Source organism: Denitratisoma oestradiolicum (genome assembly GCF_902813185.1).
Lineage (GTDB): Bacteria > Pseudomonadota > Gammaproteobacteria > Burkholderiales > Rhodocyclaceae > Denitratisoma > Denitratisoma oestradiolicum.
In genome coordinates, this window is record NZ_LR778301.1 from 1637532 (window position 1) to 1653873 (window position 16342).

Below are 16342 nucleotides of genomic sequence, written 5' to 3' on the forward strand. Positions count from 1 at the left end.
GGCCTCTGTCAATTGGAGTTAAACCATGCTGAATGTAAGCGCAGGAAAAGTAGCCATCGTCGCGGGTGGTGGAGGTATCGGTGGAGCCACTGCTCGCAAGCTGGCTGCGGCAGGTACTGCTGTGGTCATCGGTGATTTGGATGAGGGCAATGCCAAGGCGATCGCCGATGACATCATTGGCGAGGGCGGCCAGGCTCGTAGCATACGCTGCGATATCAGCGATGAGGTCTCGGTAGCCGCCATGGTGAGGCTGGCGGTAGATGCCTTCGGCGGTCTCGATTTTGCTCACGTGAACGCTGCTGATCTATCGGTCATTTTCCGGGACAGCAACGTCCTCGATGTGGGGCTGGATGTCTTCGACCGGACCATCGCAGTGAATTTGCGCGGCCATTTGCTCTGCACCCGCGCCGTGCTTCCAGAATTGCTCAAACGGGGGGCGGGTGCCATTGTCTACACCACGTCTGGAGCGGCTTTCGCCGGTGAGCCGGAACGCCCCTGCTATGCGATAGCCAAATCCGGCCTTCATGCCCTGATGCGTCATGTGGCTTCCCGCTGGGGACGCAAGGGTATTCGCGCCAATTGCGTGGCACCTGGTTTCGTGATGACGGAAAACAACAAGAAGACCATGCCTCCCGACCTTCTTGATCACATGCGGGCGGCTACCCGCAGCACCCGCGTTGGCGACCCGGAGGATATCGCCGCCATGGTGGCTCTTCTGCTCTCTGATGAGGGCGCATGGATCAACGGACAAGTGATCAGCGTTGATGGTGGCGCCACCATGCGCTGAAATGCCATCACCGAGTGCCGTCGATTCAGCACATGGTCAGGCCGCCGCTGATGCTGATGGCCTGGCCGGTGACGAAGCTGGAGCCCTGGCCGGTGGCCAGGTAGATCACCATATCCGCCACTTCCTCCGGGCGAGCCAGTCGCTTCATGGGGGTCGCCTTGACCATGGCGGCGCTGAGCTTGGCGGTGATGGTGCCCTGTCCGCTGTTGCGCTGGAAAAGTTCCGTTTCTATGGGGCCCGGGCAGACCACATTTACGGTGATCCCGTAGCTGGCCACTTCCCGGGCCAGGCCCTTGGACAGGGCGATTACGCCGCCCCGGGCGGCGGCGGAGGCCGCTTCGGCGCTGGAGCCCACCTTGCCGGCATCGGCGCCGATGGTCACGATCCTCCCCTGTTTCTGGTGGATCATCGTCGGTACTACAGCCTGGCAGCAGTAGAGGACGCTCATCAGTTCCACGTCTACCGTCCGGCGCAAGTCATCCACCGGGCTTTCATGCAGCAGGCGCAGTTCATGGGTGCAGCCCTGGGTATTGACCAGCACATCGATGCGGCCGAAGGCATCCCGGGCCGCGCCGACGAACCGGGCCACCGCTACCGGGTCGCTGGCATCGGCCTTGACCACCATGCAGCGCCGGCCAGCGGCCTCGATGCGGCTTTTCAACTGGACCGCCTTGTCATCGGCAGCGTGATAGATCAGCGCGATGTCATGGCCGGCCTCGGCCAGGCCCAGGGTGACCAGGGAACCGACGCCGCCGGTCCCGCCGACAACGATGGCGACCTTATGGTTCATGGCTTGGACGGGGCAAAGTTACCCGGTCACTCCGCTTCGCGGACATAGGGCTCGTGCAGTTCCACCGGCTTCACGGCCTTCTTGCGCATGCGGATGTTGAGCATCTCCACACCCACCGAGAAGGCCATGGCGAAGTAGATGTAACCCTTGGGCACATGGTGGCCGAAACCGTCGGCGATCAGCACCACACCCACCACCACCAGGAAGGACAGGGCCAGCATCTTGATGGTGGGGTGGTCGGAGACGAAGCGGCCGATGCTGGCGGCGAACAGCATCATCAGGCCCACGGAGGCGATCACGGCGGCGATCATCACGGCGACTTCGCTGACCATGCCCACGGCGGTGATGATGGAGTCCAGGGAGAACACCAGATCGATGACCATGATCTGCACGATCACCCCCAGCAGGTTGGAGGCCACCTTACGGGAGGCTTCGCCTTCCTCGCCCTCCAGCAGTTGATGGACCTCGCCGGTGCTTTTCCAGATCAGGAACAGTCCGCCGGAAATCAGGATCAGGTCCCGGCCGGAGATATCCTGGCCCAGCACCGTCAGCACCGGTTCGGTCAGGCCGACGATCCAGGACAGCAGCAGCAGCAGGCCGATGCGCATGAACATGGCCAGAAAGAGGCCGATGCGGCGGGCGAATTCCTGCTTCGCACGGGGCAGCTTGTCCACCAGGATGGAGATGAAAATGATGTTGTCGATGCCCAGTACCAGTTCCAGAGCGGTCAGGGTCAGGAAGGCGATCCAGATTTCGGGGTTGAGCAGGAATTCGATCATGATGGCAAAGTAGGATGAGCTGGCCCGGGCGGGGCCGCGAGGGCGTCATTATGCCTGTGGGGGAGGGGCTGGCGCGTCAGGATCTGTTCATTCGTCGTCCGGTCAGGAATCTCTGGTTACCGGTAGCCAGGGTCGCTTCTGCCAGCGCGAAAAAGAAAAAGGGCACTTCGATTGAAGTGCCCATTTCCATACTTGATTTTGGCGCGCCCGGAGCGATTCGAACGCCCGACCCCTTGGTTCGTAGCCAAGTACTCTATCCAGCTGAGCTACGGGCGCGCTGTCTCTCAAGAGGGGCCGAATTATACCTAAAACTTTCCTTCGGGCAAGGCACCGGAAGGTATTTTTCCAGACTATCCCATTTGTGGGTCAATGAATGCGATGAAACCTGATGTCTCGAATGGGAATCGCCTTGACAGCTGCTTTTTGTGCAATGCAAAATCCACCCTCCATCCTTCCCGCCGTTCGGATCGCGCGGCTGTTGTCAGGAGATGTCGATGTCCACGCCGCCGGATTCTCCCCCGTTTGTGCAGCAGTTGTTGATGCAGGCCGGTCAGGCCATGGCCCAGGGCATGGCGCGCTGGGCGGCACAGCAACAGGCTGCGCCCGAGCCCGATGGTGGGGCGGTGGGCAGATTGCAGCGGGACTTGCTGGCGAGCTATGGCCGGCTCTGGCAGGGAATGTTGCAGTCCGGTGAGTCTCGGGTTCCGGGCGCCTTCGTTTCCGCGCCTCCCGGCGACCGGCGGTTTTCCGGCCGGGCCTGGTCTGATAGCCCCATTTACGACTATCTGCGCCAGGCCTATCTGCTCAATGCGGATTATCTGGGGCGCCTGGTGGAAGCTCTACCCTTGGAAGGGGAGCAGGAGCGGCGTCAGGTGCGCTTCATGGTGCGCCAGGCCGTGGAGGCTCTGGCGCCTTCCAACTTCGCAGCCACCAATCCCGAATTCATCCAGAAGGCCCTGGAAACCCAGGGCGAGAGCATCCGGCGCGGCATCGCCAATCTGCTGGCGGACCTGGAAAAGGGGCGCATTTCCATGACCGACGAGAGCGCCTTCGAAGTGGGGCGCAATCTGGCCGCTACGCCGGGCGCGGTGGTGTTCGAGAACGAACTGTTCCAGTTGATCCAGTACGCGCCACTGACCGACAAGGTGGCCCAGCGCCCCCTGCTGATGGTGCCTCCCTGCATCAACAAGTTCTACATCCTCGATCTCCAGGCCCATAACTCCTTCGTGCGCTACGCAGTGGAGCAGGGCAACACGGTGTTCATGTTGTCCTGGCGCAATGTGAAGGCGGAGCAGGGCCATCTGGGCTGGGACGACTACATCGAGCGCGGCGTGCTGGAGGCCATCGACCAGGTGCGGGCGATCTGCCGCATCAAGCAGATCAACGTGCTGGGTTTCTGTGTCGGCGGCACCCTGCTGAGTTCGGCTCTGGCGGTGGCTCGGGCCCGGGGCGACGAGCCGGCCAAGTCACTGACCCTGTTGACGACCCTGCTGGATTTCGCCGAGCCCGGCGAGATCGGCTGCTTCGTGGATGAAAAATCGGTGGCCATGCGGGAGACTTCCGTGGGCCAGGGAGGGCTGTTGCCAGGGCGGGAGCTGGCCTCGGTATTCTCCAGTCTGCGGGCCAATGAACTGATCTGGCAATACGTGGTGGGCAATTATCTGAAGGGCGATACGCCGCCAGCCTTTGACCTGCTCTACTGGAACTCGGATTCCACCAACCTGCCGGGACCTTTCCTGGTCTGGTATCTGCGCAACATGTATCTGGAAAACAATCTGCGGGTGCCGGGGCGGCTCGACATGTGCGGTGTCCGGGCCGACCTGGGGAGGGTGGATATGCCGGCCTTCGTGCTGGCAACCCGGGAGGACCACATCGTTCCTTGGCACGGCGCCTTCGCATCAAGCCGGCTGTTGGGGGGAGAGGTCACCTTTGTGCTGGGGGCTTCGGGTCATATCGCCGGGGTGATCAATCCTGCAGCAGCCAACAAGCGCAGCCATTGGATCAACCCCCAGGGACTGGAGCAGGCGGAACCGGAACAATGGTTGGCGGGGGCCGAGGAGGTCCGGGGCAGTTGGTGGCCCCGCTGGGCCAAGTGGCTCAAGGCTTTCGGCGGGCGCAGGATTGCGGCCCGGTCGATGCTGGGGGATGCTGTGCATCCGCCCATTGAGCCGGCTCCCGGCCGTTACGTGAAGGAACGGGCATAATCCGCGGGGGCGAGAAAGGGGCGCGTCCGCGCAGTGTCAATCAGCAGCCCCATGGTGAGTCATCGGAGGAGTCGATAATGCAAAGAGTTGCGTTGGTTACCGGCGGAATGGGCGGTCTGGGGGAGGCGGTCTGTATCAAGCTGGCGGCCCTGGGCTACAAGGTCGTCACCAGCTATAGCCCCACCAATACCAAGGCCCAGGACTGGTTGCGGGGCATGAACGACATGGGTTACGGCTTCAAGGCCTATCCCTGCGACGTGGCCGACTTCGATTCCTGTCGCGACTGCGTGGCACAGATCGAGAAGGATCTGGGACCGGTGGATGTGCTGGTGAATAACGCGGGCATCACCCGTGACATGACCTTCAAGCGCATGAGCAAGAATGATTGGGATGCGGTGATCCGAACCAACCTGGATTCTGTGTTCAACATGACCAAGCAGGTCATGGATGGCATGAGCGACCGCAACTGGGGCCGGGTGATCAACATTTCGTCGGTCAATGGCCAGAAAGGCGCCTTCGGCCAGACCAACTACGCTGCAGCCAAGGCAGGGATGCACGGTTTCACCAAGGCCCTGGCCCTGGAAGTGGCCAAGAAGGGCGTCACTGTGAACACCATCTCCCCGGGCTATATCGGCACCAAGATGGTGACGGCGATCCCCAAGGATGTGCTGGACAGCAAGATCCTGCCCCAGATTCCCATGTCGCGCCTGGGCAAGCCCGAAGAGGTCGCGGGCCTGGTAGCCTATCTGGCGTCCGAGGAGGCGGCTTTCGTGACGGGCGCCAATATTTCCATCAACGGCGGTCAACACATGTATTGATTGCCAGAAAGCGCGTGGCTTGCGGCACGCGCTTCTTACAGATTTTTTTGTGTATCGAAGGAAGCAGCGAAATGTCCAAGAAGGTAGCGTTGGTAACAGGGGGGATGGGCGGTCTGGGCACCGCGATCTGCAAGGCGCTTGCCCAGAGCGGCCATACCGTGGTGGCAAACTGCCTGCCCGGTTTTCCGCCGAAAGATGAATGGTTGGCCAGAACCAAGGCCGAGGGTTTCGATTTTCGCGTGGCCGAAGGCGATGTGTCGGATTTCGATTCCTGCGCCTCCATGGTGAAAAGAATCGAATCCGAGATCGGCCCCGTGGATGTGCTGGTGAATAACGCCGGCATCACCCGGGACGGCATGTTCCGCAAGATGGATAAGAGCCAGTGGGATGCGGTGCTGACCATCAATCTGGATTCCGTGTTCAACGTCACCCGCCAGGTGCTGGAAGGCATGGCGGAACGGGGCTGGGGCAGGGTGATCAACATTTCCTCGGTCAATGGCATCAAGGGGCAGTTCGGCCAGGCCAACTATTCCGCCGCCAAGGCGGGGATACTGGGATTCAGCAAGGCCATCGCCCAGGAAGTGGCAAAGAAGGGCGTGACGGTGAATGCCATCGCTCCCGGCTATATCGCCACGGACATGGTCATGGCCATCAAACAGGAGGTGCGTGATTCCATCACCGCCACCATTCCCGCCGGCCGCATGGGCACGCCGGAGGAAATCGGCGGATTGTGCGCCTACCTGGCCTCCGATATCGCCGGTTACATGACGGGGGCAACCCTGAACATCAACGGTGGCCTGCACATGTATTGACCCCGCTTGCAGGGATCGGCCGCTGGAACATGGCAGAATCTAACTAAATAAAGCGCGGATACGCGGAGGAGATGCGGTGATGGCTGGGCAGAATCGTCTGATCAAGAAATATCCGAACCGCCGGCTATATGACACCAAGACCAGCAGCTACATTACGCTGGCGGATGTCAAGGGGCTGGTGCTTCAGCACGAGGAGTTTCAGGTGGTGGATGCCAAGAGCGGCGAGGACCTGACCCGCAGTATCCTGCTCCAGATCATTCTTGAAGAGGAGGCGGCCGGCTCGCCCATGTTCACCGCTGACATCCTTGCCCAGATGATCCGCTTCTATGGCAATGCCATGCAGGGGATGATGGGCAAGTATCTGGAGAACAATCTCAAGGCCTTTACCGAAATGCAGGCCAAGTTCAACGAGCAGGCGCGAGGGGTATACGGCGGCGAAAATACTGCGGCGAACCAGGAGCTTTGGTCCCAGTTTCTCAATTTCCAGGGCCCCGCCATGCAGAGCATGATGGGCACCTATGTGGAGCAGAGCCGCAAGATGTTCCAGCAGATGCAGGACAACATGCAGGAGCAGACCCGCAAGATGTTCACTGGCATGCAGTTCCCCGATTTTTCTCCGCCCAAGGACGACAAGAAGTAGTGGCTGGTTGCAGACGACAAAGCCGCCTTGGGCGGCTTTGTCGTTTTAACGTGAACCGCGGCTCGTCACTCCGGCGCAGGCTGGAATCCAGGGGGCCACCGATCTGGACCCCGGCCTGCGCCGGGGTGACGGGTTTCATCATTCGGGGTGGCGGCCTGCCACCATGGGCGTTAGGCTTGGAATATCAGGCTTTTTCCGTCCCGGACGGTTGGAATTGCAAGCATGCCGGCGTTTGCCATAATGACAAGGGCTGCATGTCCTCGGATGGCCCACGGGAGATTTGATGCGGATTCCAAGCCTGAGTTTTAATCATGGCGAAACGATCGATATGTTGCGCGAGACGGTCCGGGCTTTCGCCTCCAATCGGATTGCCCCAAGAGCGGAGGCGATTGATCGGAGCAACGAGTTCCCCTCATCGCTATGGAAAGAATTCGGTGATCTGGGCCTCCATGGCTTGACGGTGGAAGAGGAATACGGCGGCAGCAAGCTGGGTTATCTGGCCCACATCATTGCCCTGGAAGAGGTTTCCCGGGCCTCCGCCTCGGTGGGCCTGTCCTATGGCGCCCATTCGAACCTGTGCATCAACCAGATCCATCGCAATGGCACTGGTGCTCAGAAGGCCCACTATCTGCCCAGGCTGGTTTCCGGCGATCACGTGGGGGCCTTGGCCATGTCCGAGGCCGCCGCCGGTTCCGACGTGATGGGCATGAAGCTGCGGGCCGAGCGCAAGGGCGATCGTTATCTGCTCAACGGCAGCAAGATGTGGATCACCAACGGCGGCGACGCCGATGTCCTGGTGGTCTATGCCAGGACCGACACGGACGCCGGCTCCCGGGGGATCACCGCCTTCATCGTCGAAAAGGGGATGAAGGGTTTCAGCCACGGCAAGCACCTGGACAAGCTGGGCATGCGCGGCTCCAACACCTATCCGCTGTTCTTCGACGGCGTGGAGGTGCCGGAAGAGAACGTGCTGGGCGGGGTCGGACAGGGCGCCAGGGTACTGATGAGCGGCCTCGACCGCGAGCGGGCGGTGCTGTGCGGCGGGCCTCTGGGCATCATGGCCGCCTGCATGGATATCGTGGTGCCTTATCTGCATGAGCGCCGGCAATTCGGCCGGAGCATCGGCGAGTTCCAGCTCATGCAGGGCAAGATCGCGGACATGTATGCGACCTGGATGGCTACCCGCGCCTATGTGTATGCCCTCGGCCAGGCCTTTGATCGAGCCGATGACGCTCGCCGGCTGCGCAAGGATGCCGCCGGTGCCATCCTGTATGCCGCCGAGAAGGCGACCTGGATGGCCGGCGAGGCCATCCAGGCCCTGGGCGGCGTCGGCTACACCACTGACTGTGCCGCCGGCCGTCTATGGCGGGATGCCAAGCTCTACGAGATCGGCGCCGGCACCAGTGAAATCCGGCGCATGCTGATCGGTCGTGAGCTGTTCGAGGAGACCCGCTGACATGAGCGTTCCGCACGGCCGTCCGAAGGGACGCCAGCCCGGACCCGGAGCCGCAGAGCGGCGAACCGCCGTCACCCCCTTCCATGGGGAGGGGGCTGGGGGGAGGGTAGTCCAGTGAGCGTTCCGCACGGCCGTCCGAAGGGACGCCAGCCCGGACCCGGAGCCGCAGAGCGGCGAACCGCCGTCACCCCCTTCCATGGGGAGGGGGCTGGGGGGAGGGTAGTCCAGTGAGCGTTCCGCACGGCCGTCCGAAGGGACGCCAGCCCGGACCCGGAGCCGCAGAGCGGCGAACCGCCGTCACCCCCTTCCATGGGGAGGGGGCTGGGGGGAGGGTAGTCCAGTGAGCGTTCCGCACGGCCGTCCGAAGGGACGCCAGCCCGGACCCGGAGCCGCAGAGCGGCGAACCGCCGTCACCCCCTTCCGTGGGGAGGGGGTTGGGGGGAGGGTAGTCCAGTGAGCGTCATCCAGTCCCGGCTCGACACCCGCGCCGATGATTTCAAGGCCAATGCCGCGGTGATGGCTGCCCTGGTGGCCGACCTGCGCGAAAAGACCGCCCTGGTCGCCCAGGGCGGGCCGGAAGCGGCCCGGCACAAGCATCTGGCCCGGGGCAAGCTGCTGGCGCGGGACCGCATCGACGCTCTGATCGATCCGGGGGCACCCTTCCTCGAACTCTCGCCTCTGGCCGGCTGGGGCATGTACGGCAACGAGGTGGCCTGCGGCGGCCTCGTCACCGGCATCGGCCGCGTCAATGGCGTCGAGTGCGTGATTGTCGCCAATGACGCCACGGTGAAGGGCGGCACCTATTTCCCCATCACCGTGAAGAAGCACTTGCGCGCCCAGGAGATCGCCCAGCAGAACCGCCTGCCCTGCATCTATCTGGTGGATTCCGGTGGGGCCTATCTGCCGGCCCAGGACGACGTGTTTCCGGACCGGGATCATTTCGGCCGCATCTTCTTCAACCAGGCCAACATGTCGGCTCTGGGCATACCCCAGATCGGTGTTGTCATGGGTTCCTGCACCGGCGGCGGCGCCTATGTGCCGGCCATGTCGGACGAGGCCGTGATCGTACGCAACCAGGGCACCATCTTCCTTGGCGGCCCGCCCCTGGTGAAGGCCGCCACCGGCGAGATCGTCAGCGCCGAAGAGCTTGGCGGTGGCGATGTGCACACGGCAATTTCCGGCGTCGCCGACCACTTGGCGGAGAACGACCCGCACGCCCTGGCGATCTGCCGCCGCATCGTCGGCAACCTCAACTGGCAAAAAACCATTTCCCTGGCCCTGGCGACGCCGGAGGAACCGCTCTACGATCCCGCCGAACTTTATGGGGTGATTCCCGCCGACAGCAAGAAACCCTACGATGTGCGCGAAGTGATCGCGCGCCTGGTGGACGGCTCGCGCTTCGACGAATTCAAGGCCCGCTATGGCACGACTTTGGTGACGGGCTTCGCCCATCTCCACGGCTATCCTCTAGGCATTGTTGCCAACAACGGCATCCTCTTCGCCGAGTCGGCCCGGAAGGGCGCCCACTTCATCGAACTGTGCGCCCAGCGCGGCATCCCGCTCCTGTTCCTGCAAAACATCGCCGGCTTCATGGTCGGTCGCAAGTATGAGAACGGCGGCATTGCCAAGGACGGCGCCAAGATGGTCACGGCGGTGGCGACGGCCAGGGTGCCCAAGTTCACCCTGATCATCGGCGGTTCCTTCGGCGCCGGCAACTACGGCATGTGCGGCCGCGCCTACAGCCCGCGCCTGCTGTGGATGTGGCCCAATGCCAGAATCTCGGTGATGGGCGGCGAACAGGCGGCTTCGGTGCTCTCCACCCTCCGTCGCGATGCCCAGGAAGCGGCGGGTAAGCAGTGGCGCCGTGCGGAGGAGGATGCCTTCAAGGCGCCGATCCGCGCTCAGTACGAAACCCAGGGTCACCCCTATTACGCCACGGCCCGGCTCTGGGACGATGGGGTGCTTGACCCGGCCCAGAGCAGGCGGGTCCTGGGCCTGGGTATCTCGGCAGCCCTCAACGGCCCGATCGAGAAGACCTCGTTCGGTGTGTTCCGCATGTAGTCACTAATCAGTCAAGTCATGGCAAATCGTGAGAGGAATTTCGAGCGAAGCGAGCCGATACAATCGCCTCCCCCGCGAGGGGGAGGATGGGAGGGGGCGGGCCTTGATTTGCTTTCCCGGCCAAACATCACACGCCTTCATCAAAGCTGTCCCTGTTGTGCTCCGGCTTGGCCGGCTTAGAGGAGAGATCATGTACCGCAATATCCTCGTCCGGACCGAAGACAGTGTTGGTCGCATCACCCTCAATCGTCCCGAGCGCCACAATGCCTTTGACGACCAGACCATCGCCGAGCTGAGCGACGCCCTGGCGGCGATGGAGGCCAGTGCCGAGGTGCGTGTCATCCTGATCGCCAGCGCCGGCCAGCACTTCTGCGCCGGTGCCGACCTCAAGTGGATGCTGCGTGCCGCCGCTCGGGGTGCCGAGGAGAACCTGGTCGATGCGCGCAAGTTCGCCACGATGCTGGGATGCCTTGCCCGGATGCCCAAGCCGACCGTGGCGCGGGTGCAGGGCGTCGCCTACGGTGGCGGTGTCGGCCTGGTGTCGGCTTGTGACATCGCCGTCGCCACCGCGGATGCCCGCTTTGCCCTGACCGAGGTGAGGCTGGGCCTCATCCCCGCCGTCATTGGTCCCCATGTGGTCGCCGCCATCGGCCCGCGCCAGGCGCGGCGCTACATGCTGACGGCGCAGCCCTTTTCGGCTGCCGAGGCCCATCGCCTGGGCCTGGTTCACGAACTGGCCGTCGATATCCCGGCCCTCGACGGGGCGGTGAATGGGATCGTCTCGGCCCTGCTGGCCAACGGCCCCCAGGCCCAGGCCGAGTGCAAGTCATTGATCGCCGCCGTCGCCGGCCGGCCCCTGGATGACCCCTTGATCGAGGACACGGCCCGGCGCATCGCGCGCATCCGTGCCACCGATGAAGCTCGGGAAGGCATGGCGGCCTTCCTGGCGCGGCGGCGGCCCCGTTGGCCGGCCGGGGACTGAAGCATGTTCGAGAGGATACTGATCGCCAACCGGGGAGAGATTGCCTGCCGGGTGATCAGGACGGCGCGCCGCATGGGCATCCGCACCGTTGCGGTGTATTCCGCAGCCGATGCCGAGGCGCGCCATGTGCGCCTCGCCGACGAGGCCGTGCTGCTCGGGCCGGCCGCCCCGGGCGAGTCCTACCTTGCCATCGACCGGATCATCGCCGCCTGCCGGCAAACGGGCGCCCAGGCCGTCCATCCGGGCTATGGCTTCCTCTCGGAGAATGGGGACTTCGCCGATGCAGTCGCGGCCCAGGGCCTCGTCTTCATCGGCCCGCCGGCATCGGCGATCCGGGCCATGGGGTCCAAGTCCGAAGCCAGGAAACTGATGGAAGAGGTTGGTCTGCCGGTGACGCCGGGCTATCACGGCGACGAGCAGGCGCCCGACTTCCTGAAGGCACAGGCCGAGCGCATCGGCTATCCGGTACTGATCAAGGCCATCGCCGGTGGCGGCGGCAGGGGCATGCGCGCGGTGCATCAGTCCAGTGAATTTCTCGCCGCCCTGGCCTCCTGCAAGCGCGAGGCGGCAGCGAGTTTCGGCAATGAGCAGGTGTTGATCGAGAAGTACCTGCAAGGCCCGCGTCACGTGGAAATCCAGATTTTCAGCGACCGGCAGGGCCACTGCGTCCACCTCTTCGAGCGGGACTGCTCGGTGCAGCGCCGCCATCAGAAAATACTGGAAGAGGCGCCGGCCCCCGGCATGACGCCCCAGCGCCGGGGGGCGATGGGGCAGGCAGCCATTGTCGCCGCCCAGGCCATCGGCTATGTGGGGGCCGGCACGGTGGAATTCCTGCTGGACCGGGAAGGCAATTTCCATTTCATGGAAATGAACACACGCCTGCAGGTGGAGCATCCCGTGACCGAGATGATCACCGGGCTGGATCTGGTCGAATGGCAGTTGCGCATCGCCGCCGGCGAGCCCTTGCCCCTGGTCCAGGAGCAGCTTTCCATTCACGGCCATGCCCTGGAGGCGCGGATATGCGCCGAGGATCCGGACCAGGGCTTCCTGCCGGCTTCCGGCCGGCTGGTGCATCTGGCAGCGCCGGAGGAGTCGCTGCATGTCCGGGTCGATACCGGGGTCGAAGAGGGCGACGAAATATCGCCCCACTACGATTCGATGATCGCCAAGCTCATCGTCTGGGACGAGACCCGGGAGCGTGCATGCGCGCGCATGCTGCAAGCCCTGGCCCGGTATCGTGTCGTGGGCGTAGCCAACAACGTGGACTTTCTCTCCCGGTTGGTGGCCTGCCCGGCCTTTGCCCAGGCCGACCTGGACACCGGGCTGGTGGAGCGCGAGCATGACTTTCTGTTCCCTGCCGCCACCGAGCCGCCGGCCGAAGCCTGGCTGGTCGTGGTCCTGGCCGAGCTGCTGCGCGAGCAGGAGACGGCGCTCGACGGGGCGCGGAGCGATACGGACCCCCACTCCCCCTGGCATCTGCGGGACGGCTGGCGCATCAACAGCGCCGCCCGCCGCACCCTGGTGTTCCGGGCCGGTGAGGCCGAACGGTCCATCGCCGTCGCCTATGGGGAGCGGGGTTTCGTGCTTGAAGTCGACGGCCGGGCCACGGCCGTCAGCGGCACCCTCGGTCCGGGGGGGCAGTTGTGGGCCGACCTGGCCGGCCGCCGCATCAACGGGACAGTGGTGATTGCCGCCGGGAAGCGCCACGTTTTCCTGCACGGCCGTGCCTTCGTCTTTGCAGCCGTCGATCCGCTGCTCCCGGCAGGCAGTGGGGGCAGCGCCGAGGGGGGGCTCAGCGCTCCGATGCCTGGCCGGGTCGTCGCGCTGATTGCCCAGCCCGGCAAGCGGGTGGAGCAGGGCGCCCCCCTGCTGATCCTGGAAGCAATGAAAATGGAGCACACCATCATCGCCCCGGCCGCTGGGACGATCAAACGCTTTCGCTACGGTGTCGGCGACCAGGTCGAGGACGGCGCAGAATTGCTGGAATTTGAAGTGAACCGAGGTTGATCATGGCTTTTCCATCCTCAGTGAAGATCGTCGAAGTCGGCCCTCGCGACGGCCTGCAAAACGAGAAGCAACCGGTCCCGACGGCCGTCAAGATTGAGCTGATCCGGCGCCTGGCCGAGACGGGGCTGTCGGCCATCGAGGCTACCGCCTTTGTTTCGCCGAAATGGGTGCCCCAGATGGCGGACAACGCGGAAGTGATGGCGCAAATCGAGCGCCGCCCCGGGCTTTCCTATCCGGTGCTGGTGCCCAACGAGAAGGGACTGGAAGCCGCCCTGGCGGCGGGGGCCCGGGAGGTGGCGGTGTTCGGCGCTGCCTCCGAAGCCTTTTCCCGGAAGAATATCAATTGCAGCATGGCTGAATCCCTGGATCGCTTCCGTCCCGTGGCGGCGGCGGCCCAGGCCGCTGGTGTCTCGGTGCGGGGCTATGTCTCCTGCGTGCTCGGCTGCCCCTATCAGGGCGAGGTGGTGCCAGCGGCGGTGGCCGACATGGCCTGGGCGCTGCATGAGATGGGCTGCTACGAAATCAGCCTGGGGGACACCATCGGCATCGGCACACCGGAAAAGACCAAGGCGATGATAGAGGCGGTGGCGCGGCGCGTTCCCCTGGCGCAGATCGCCGGCCACTATCACGACACCTACGGCATGGCCGTGGCCAATATCTACGCTTCGCTCCAGATGGGCGTGGGCGTTTTCGACGCCTCCGTGGCCGGCCTCGGCGGTTGTCCCTACGCACCCGGCGCCGCAGGCAACGTGGCGACCGAGGATGTGGTCTGGCTGATGCGCGGTCTGGGCATCGAGACCGGCATCGATCTCGACAGCTTGGTGGCTGTCGGCGCCTGGATATCGGCCCAGTTGGGCCGCGCCTCGAACTCGAAGGCTGGCCTGGCCCTGGGCCGCCGTTGCCAGAAATGACGCGCATGGTTGCCGACGCGCTGCAGAACCGCCCCCTATGGGTGCCATCGCCGTCACGGGCGGGTGCCAGCGCCATGGCCGCGTTCATGGCCTGTGCCCGGCAGTCATCGGGTCTGGCGTTGGCGGACTATGGGGCGCTGCATGACTGGTCAATCAATGATCCGGTGGCATTCTGGCGGGAGATCTGGCACCAGGGGGGCGTGATCGGCGAGATCGGTGCTCGGGGCCTGGTGGATGGCGAGCGCATGCCGGGCGCCCGCTGGTTTCCCGATGCCCGCCTCAACTTCGCCGAGAATCTGCTGCGGGACAGTAGCAATGCCGAGGCCCTGGTGTTCCGGGGCGAGGACAAGGTGGTGCGGCGCATGTCGCGCCGGGAATTGCGCACCGAAGTGGCCCGCTTTGCCGCTGCGCTGGAGGAGGCCGGGGTGGTGGCGGGCGATCGGATCGCGGCCTACCTGCCCAACCTGCCCGAGACCCTGGTGGCCATGCTGGCGGCGGCCAGCATGGGCGCGGTATTCACCAGCGCCTCCCCGGACTTCGGTGTGCAGGGCGTGGTGGATCGGTTCGGGCAGGTCGGGCCCAAGGTGCTGATTGCTTGCGATGGCTACTGGTACAACGGCAAGGTCATCGACATTCGCGCCCGGCTTGCCGATCTGCTACCCCGGCTGCCCAGCGTGCAGCGGCTGGTCGTGGTGTCCTATCTGGCCCTTAACGAGGGGGTGGGCGACCTTCCCAAAGCGGTCAGCTATGGGGACTTCATCGCGCCCCATGGCGACCGCAGCGAACCCGTGTTCACCCCCTTGCCCTTTGATCACCCCCTCTACGTGATGTATTCCTCCGGCACCACCGGGGTGCCCAAGTGCATCGTCCATGGCGCGGGGGGCACCCTGCTGCAACACCTCAAGGAACATCGGCTGCATTGCGATGTGCGCCCCGGCGACCGCTTGTTTTATTTCACCACCTGCGGCTGGATGATGTGGAACTGGCTGGTGTCGGGTCTGGCGTCGGAGGCCACCCTCATGCTCTACGACGGCAATCCCATGATCGACGGCGGGCGGGTGTTGTGGGATTACGCGGCGAGGGAGGGCATCACCCATTTCGGCACCTCGGCCAAGTATCTGGAGACTCTCGCCAAGAGCGGGCTCTGCCCCGGCCAGGACTACGACCTCTCCGCCTTGCGGGTGCTGCTGTCCACCGGCAGCCCCCTGGCGCCGGAGAGCTTCGACTTCGTATATCGGGCCATCAAGGCTGAGCTGCAACTGTCCTCGATTTCCGGCGGCACCGACATCATCTCCTGTTTCGTGCTGGGCAACCCGATGCTGCCCGTATGGCGCGGCGAGATTCAGTGCAGCGGGCTGGGCATGGCGGTGGACGTGTGGGACGAGGCGGGGCGTCCAATCCGGGGCGAAAAGGGGGAGCTGGTCTGCACCCAGCCCTTTCCCTCCATGCCCATCGGCTTCTGGAACGATCCTGGAGGCGGCAAATACGCGGCCGCCTATTTCGAGCGCTTCCCCGGCGTGTGGTGCCATGGGGACTTCTGCGAGATCACCGCCCATGGGGGGCTGATCATCCATGGCCGTTCCGATGCCACCCTCAACCCGGGCGGGGTGCGCATCGGCACCGCCGAAATCTATCGGCAGGTGGAGCGCCTGTCCGAGGTATTGGAGTCCATTGTCATCGCTCAGGAGTGGCCGCCGCAGAAGCCGACCGATGTCCGGGTGGTGCTTTTCGTGCGGCTGCGGGAGGGCCTGATGCTGGACGAGGCTTTGATGGCGCGCATCCGGCAGGCGATTCTGGAAAACACCACGCCCCGTCACCTGCCGGCCCGGATCGTCCAGGTGCCGGAGATTCCCCTGACCAAGAGCGGTAAGCGGGTGGAACTGGCCGTGCGCAACGTCGTCCATGGACGACCGGTGAAAAACATCGAGGCCCTGGCCAACCCGGAGGCCTTGCGCCACTTCACGGCAAGGCCGGAGCTGCTGGTCTGAGGGGACGGTTCACCGGCGATTTGGCGCATTAGAGCCTATTTCAGTAAGGGCCGCATCCCGCGCCGTCGGGCTTTGGGATGCAAGGCGGAGGGAGCGTTGCATGGTCA

The 16342-nt window shown here is 64.2% G+C and carries 13 protein-coding genes and 1 tRNA gene; 11 read left to right on the forward strand and 3 right to left on the reverse strand.

Going from position 1 to position 16342, the window contains the following annotated elements:
* The first annotated feature begins 25 nt into the window (after nucleotides 1-25).
* Nucleotides 26-787 carry an SDR family NAD(P)-dependent oxidoreductase gene (locus DENOEST_RS07535; protein ID WP_145769837.1) on the forward strand — a complete coding sequence of 254 codons (762 nt, stop codon included), beginning with the start codon at nucleotides 26-28 and terminating at the stop codon, nucleotides 785-787.
* A 25-nt stretch (nucleotides 788-812) separates the two neighbouring features.
* On the opposite strand, the gene DENOEST_RS07540 is transcribed toward DENOEST_RS07535, so the two are convergent.
* From DENOEST_RS07540 to DENOEST_RS07550, 3 genes are all read right to left on the reverse strand, one after another.
* Entirely contained in the window at nucleotides 813-1577 is a 765-nt protein-coding gene (locus DENOEST_RS07540; RefSeq protein WP_145769838.1) for an SDR family NAD(P)-dependent oxidoreductase, read from the reverse strand.
* 26 nt (nucleotides 1578-1603) lie between these two features.
* Complete coding sequence (locus DENOEST_RS07545) at nucleotides 1604-2356, reverse strand: TerC family protein (protein WP_145769839.1); 753 nt, start codon at nucleotides 2354-2356, stop codon at nucleotides 1604-1606.
* A gap of 199 nt (nucleotides 2357-2555) precedes the next feature.
* Nucleotides 2556-2632, reverse strand: a tRNA-Arg gene (locus tag DENOEST_RS07550).
* Between the two features lie 218 nt (nucleotides 2633-2850).
* Between DENOEST_RS07550 and phaC the strand changes: the two genes are divergently transcribed.
* The 10 genes from phaC (at nucleotide 2851) to DENOEST_RS07600 (ending at nucleotide 16235) form a co-directional block, all read left to right on the forward strand.
* The gene (gene phaC, locus DENOEST_RS07555) at nucleotides 2851-4560 is read left to right on the forward strand and encodes a class I poly(R)-hydroxyalkanoic acid synthase (RefSeq protein WP_232096465.1); all 1710 of its coding nucleotides are present in this window, start codon (nucleotides 2851-2853) and stop codon (nucleotides 4558-4560) included.
* Between the two features lie 77 nt (nucleotides 4561-4637).
* Nucleotides 4638-5378 (forward strand): beta-ketoacyl-ACP reductase, encoded by a 741-nt coding sequence (phbB, locus tag DENOEST_RS07560; RefSeq protein ID WP_145769841.1) that lies wholly within the window; start codon nucleotides 4638-4640, stop codon nucleotides 5376-5378.
* Between the two features lie 71 nt (nucleotides 5379-5449).
* On the forward strand, nucleotides 5450-6190 hold the full coding sequence (gene phbB / locus DENOEST_RS07565) for a beta-ketoacyl-ACP reductase (RefSeq protein WP_145769842.1): 741 nt from the start codon (nucleotides 5450-5452) through the stop codon (nucleotides 6188-6190).
* Nucleotides 6191-6269: 79 nt separating this feature from the next.
* On the forward strand, nucleotides 6270-6830 hold the full coding sequence (phaR, locus tag DENOEST_RS07570) for a polyhydroxyalkanoate synthesis repressor PhaR (RefSeq protein ID WP_145769843.1): 561 nt from the start codon (nucleotides 6270-6272) through the stop codon (nucleotides 6828-6830).
* 283 nt (nucleotides 6831-7113) lie between these two features.
* On the forward strand, nucleotides 7114-8286 hold the full coding sequence (locus tag DENOEST_RS07575) for an isovaleryl-CoA dehydrogenase (RefSeq protein ID WP_145769844.1): 1173 nt from the start codon (nucleotides 7114-7116) through the stop codon (nucleotides 8284-8286).
* Nucleotides 8287-8739: 453 nt separating this feature from the next.
* Nucleotides 8740-10347, forward strand: coding sequence for a carboxyl transferase domain-containing protein (locus DENOEST_RS07580; protein WP_145768820.1), 1608 nt, complete (start codon nucleotides 8740-8742; stop codon nucleotides 10345-10347).
* 190 nt (nucleotides 10348-10537) lie between these two features.
* Entirely contained in the window at nucleotides 10538-11329 is a 792-nt protein-coding gene (locus DENOEST_RS07585; RefSeq protein WP_145768821.1) for an enoyl-CoA hydratase/isomerase family protein, read from the forward strand.
* Nucleotides 11330-11332: 3 nt separating this feature from the next.
* Nucleotides 11333-13336: an acetyl-CoA carboxylase biotin carboxylase subunit gene (locus DENOEST_RS07590; RefSeq protein ID WP_145768822.1), complete on the forward strand. Its 2004-nt coding sequence runs from the start codon at nucleotides 11333-11335 to the stop codon at nucleotides 13334-13336.
* A 2-nt stretch (nucleotides 13337-13338) separates the two neighbouring features.
* Nucleotides 13339-14247, forward strand: coding sequence for a hydroxymethylglutaryl-CoA lyase (locus tag DENOEST_RS07595; protein ID WP_145768823.1), 909 nt, complete (start codon nucleotides 13339-13341; stop codon nucleotides 14245-14247).
* Nucleotides 14244-16235, forward strand: a complete 1992-nt coding sequence (locus DENOEST_RS07600; RefSeq protein ID WP_197970555.1) for an acetoacetate--CoA ligase — start codon at nucleotides 14244-14246, stop codon at nucleotides 16233-16235. The genes DENOEST_RS07595 and DENOEST_RS07600 overlap by 4 nt, the downstream gene beginning before the upstream one ends.
* Nucleotides 16236-16342 lie beyond the last annotated feature (107 nt).

Excerpts from the sequence above, each read along its gene's own strand:
- DENOEST_RS07540 (WP_145769838.1), bottom strand. The coding sequence starts at position 1,577 with ATGAACCATAAGGTCGCCATCGTTGTCGGCGGGACCGGCGGCGTCGGT.
- phaC (WP_232096465.1), top strand. The coding sequence starts at position 2,851 with ATGTCCACGCCGCCGGATTCTCCCCCGTTTGTGCAGCAGTTGTTGATG.
- phbB (WP_145769842.1), top strand. The coding sequence starts at position 5,450 with ATGTCCAAGAAGGTAGCGTTGGTAACAGGGGGGATGGGCGGTCTGGGC.
- phaR (WP_145769843.1), top strand. The coding sequence starts at position 6,270 with ATGGCTGGGCAGAATCGTCTGATCAAGAAATATCCGAACCGCCGGCTA.
- DENOEST_RS07590 (WP_145768822.1), top strand. The coding sequence starts at position 11,333 with ATGTTCGAGAGGATACTGATCGCCAACCGGGGAGAGATTGCCTGCCGG.
- phbB (WP_145769841.1), top strand. The coding sequence starts at position 4,638 with ATGCAAAGAGTTGCGTTGGTTACCGGCGGAATGGGCGGTCTGGGGGAG.
- DENOEST_RS07575 (WP_145769844.1), top strand. The coding sequence starts at position 7,114 with ATGCGGATTCCAAGCCTGAGTTTTAATCATGGCGAAACGATCGATATG.
- DENOEST_RS07600 (WP_197970555.1), top strand. The coding sequence starts at position 14,244 with ATGACGCGCATGGTTGCCGACGCGCTGCAGAACCGCCCCCTATGGGTG.
- DENOEST_RS07585 (WP_145768821.1), top strand. The coding sequence starts at position 10,538 with ATGTACCGCAATATCCTCGTCCGGACCGAAGACAGTGTTGGTCGCATC.
- DENOEST_RS07535 (WP_145769837.1), top strand. The coding sequence starts at position 26 with ATGCTGAATGTAAGCGCAGGAAAAGTAGCCATCGTCGCGGGTGGTGGA.
- DENOEST_RS07595 (WP_145768823.1), top strand. The coding sequence starts at position 13,339 with ATGGCTTTTCCATCCTCAGTGAAGATCGTCGAAGTCGGCCCTCGCGAC.
- DENOEST_RS07545 (WP_145769839.1), bottom strand. The coding sequence starts at position 2,356 with ATGATCGAATTCCTGCTCAACCCCGAAATCTGGATCGCCTTCCTGACC.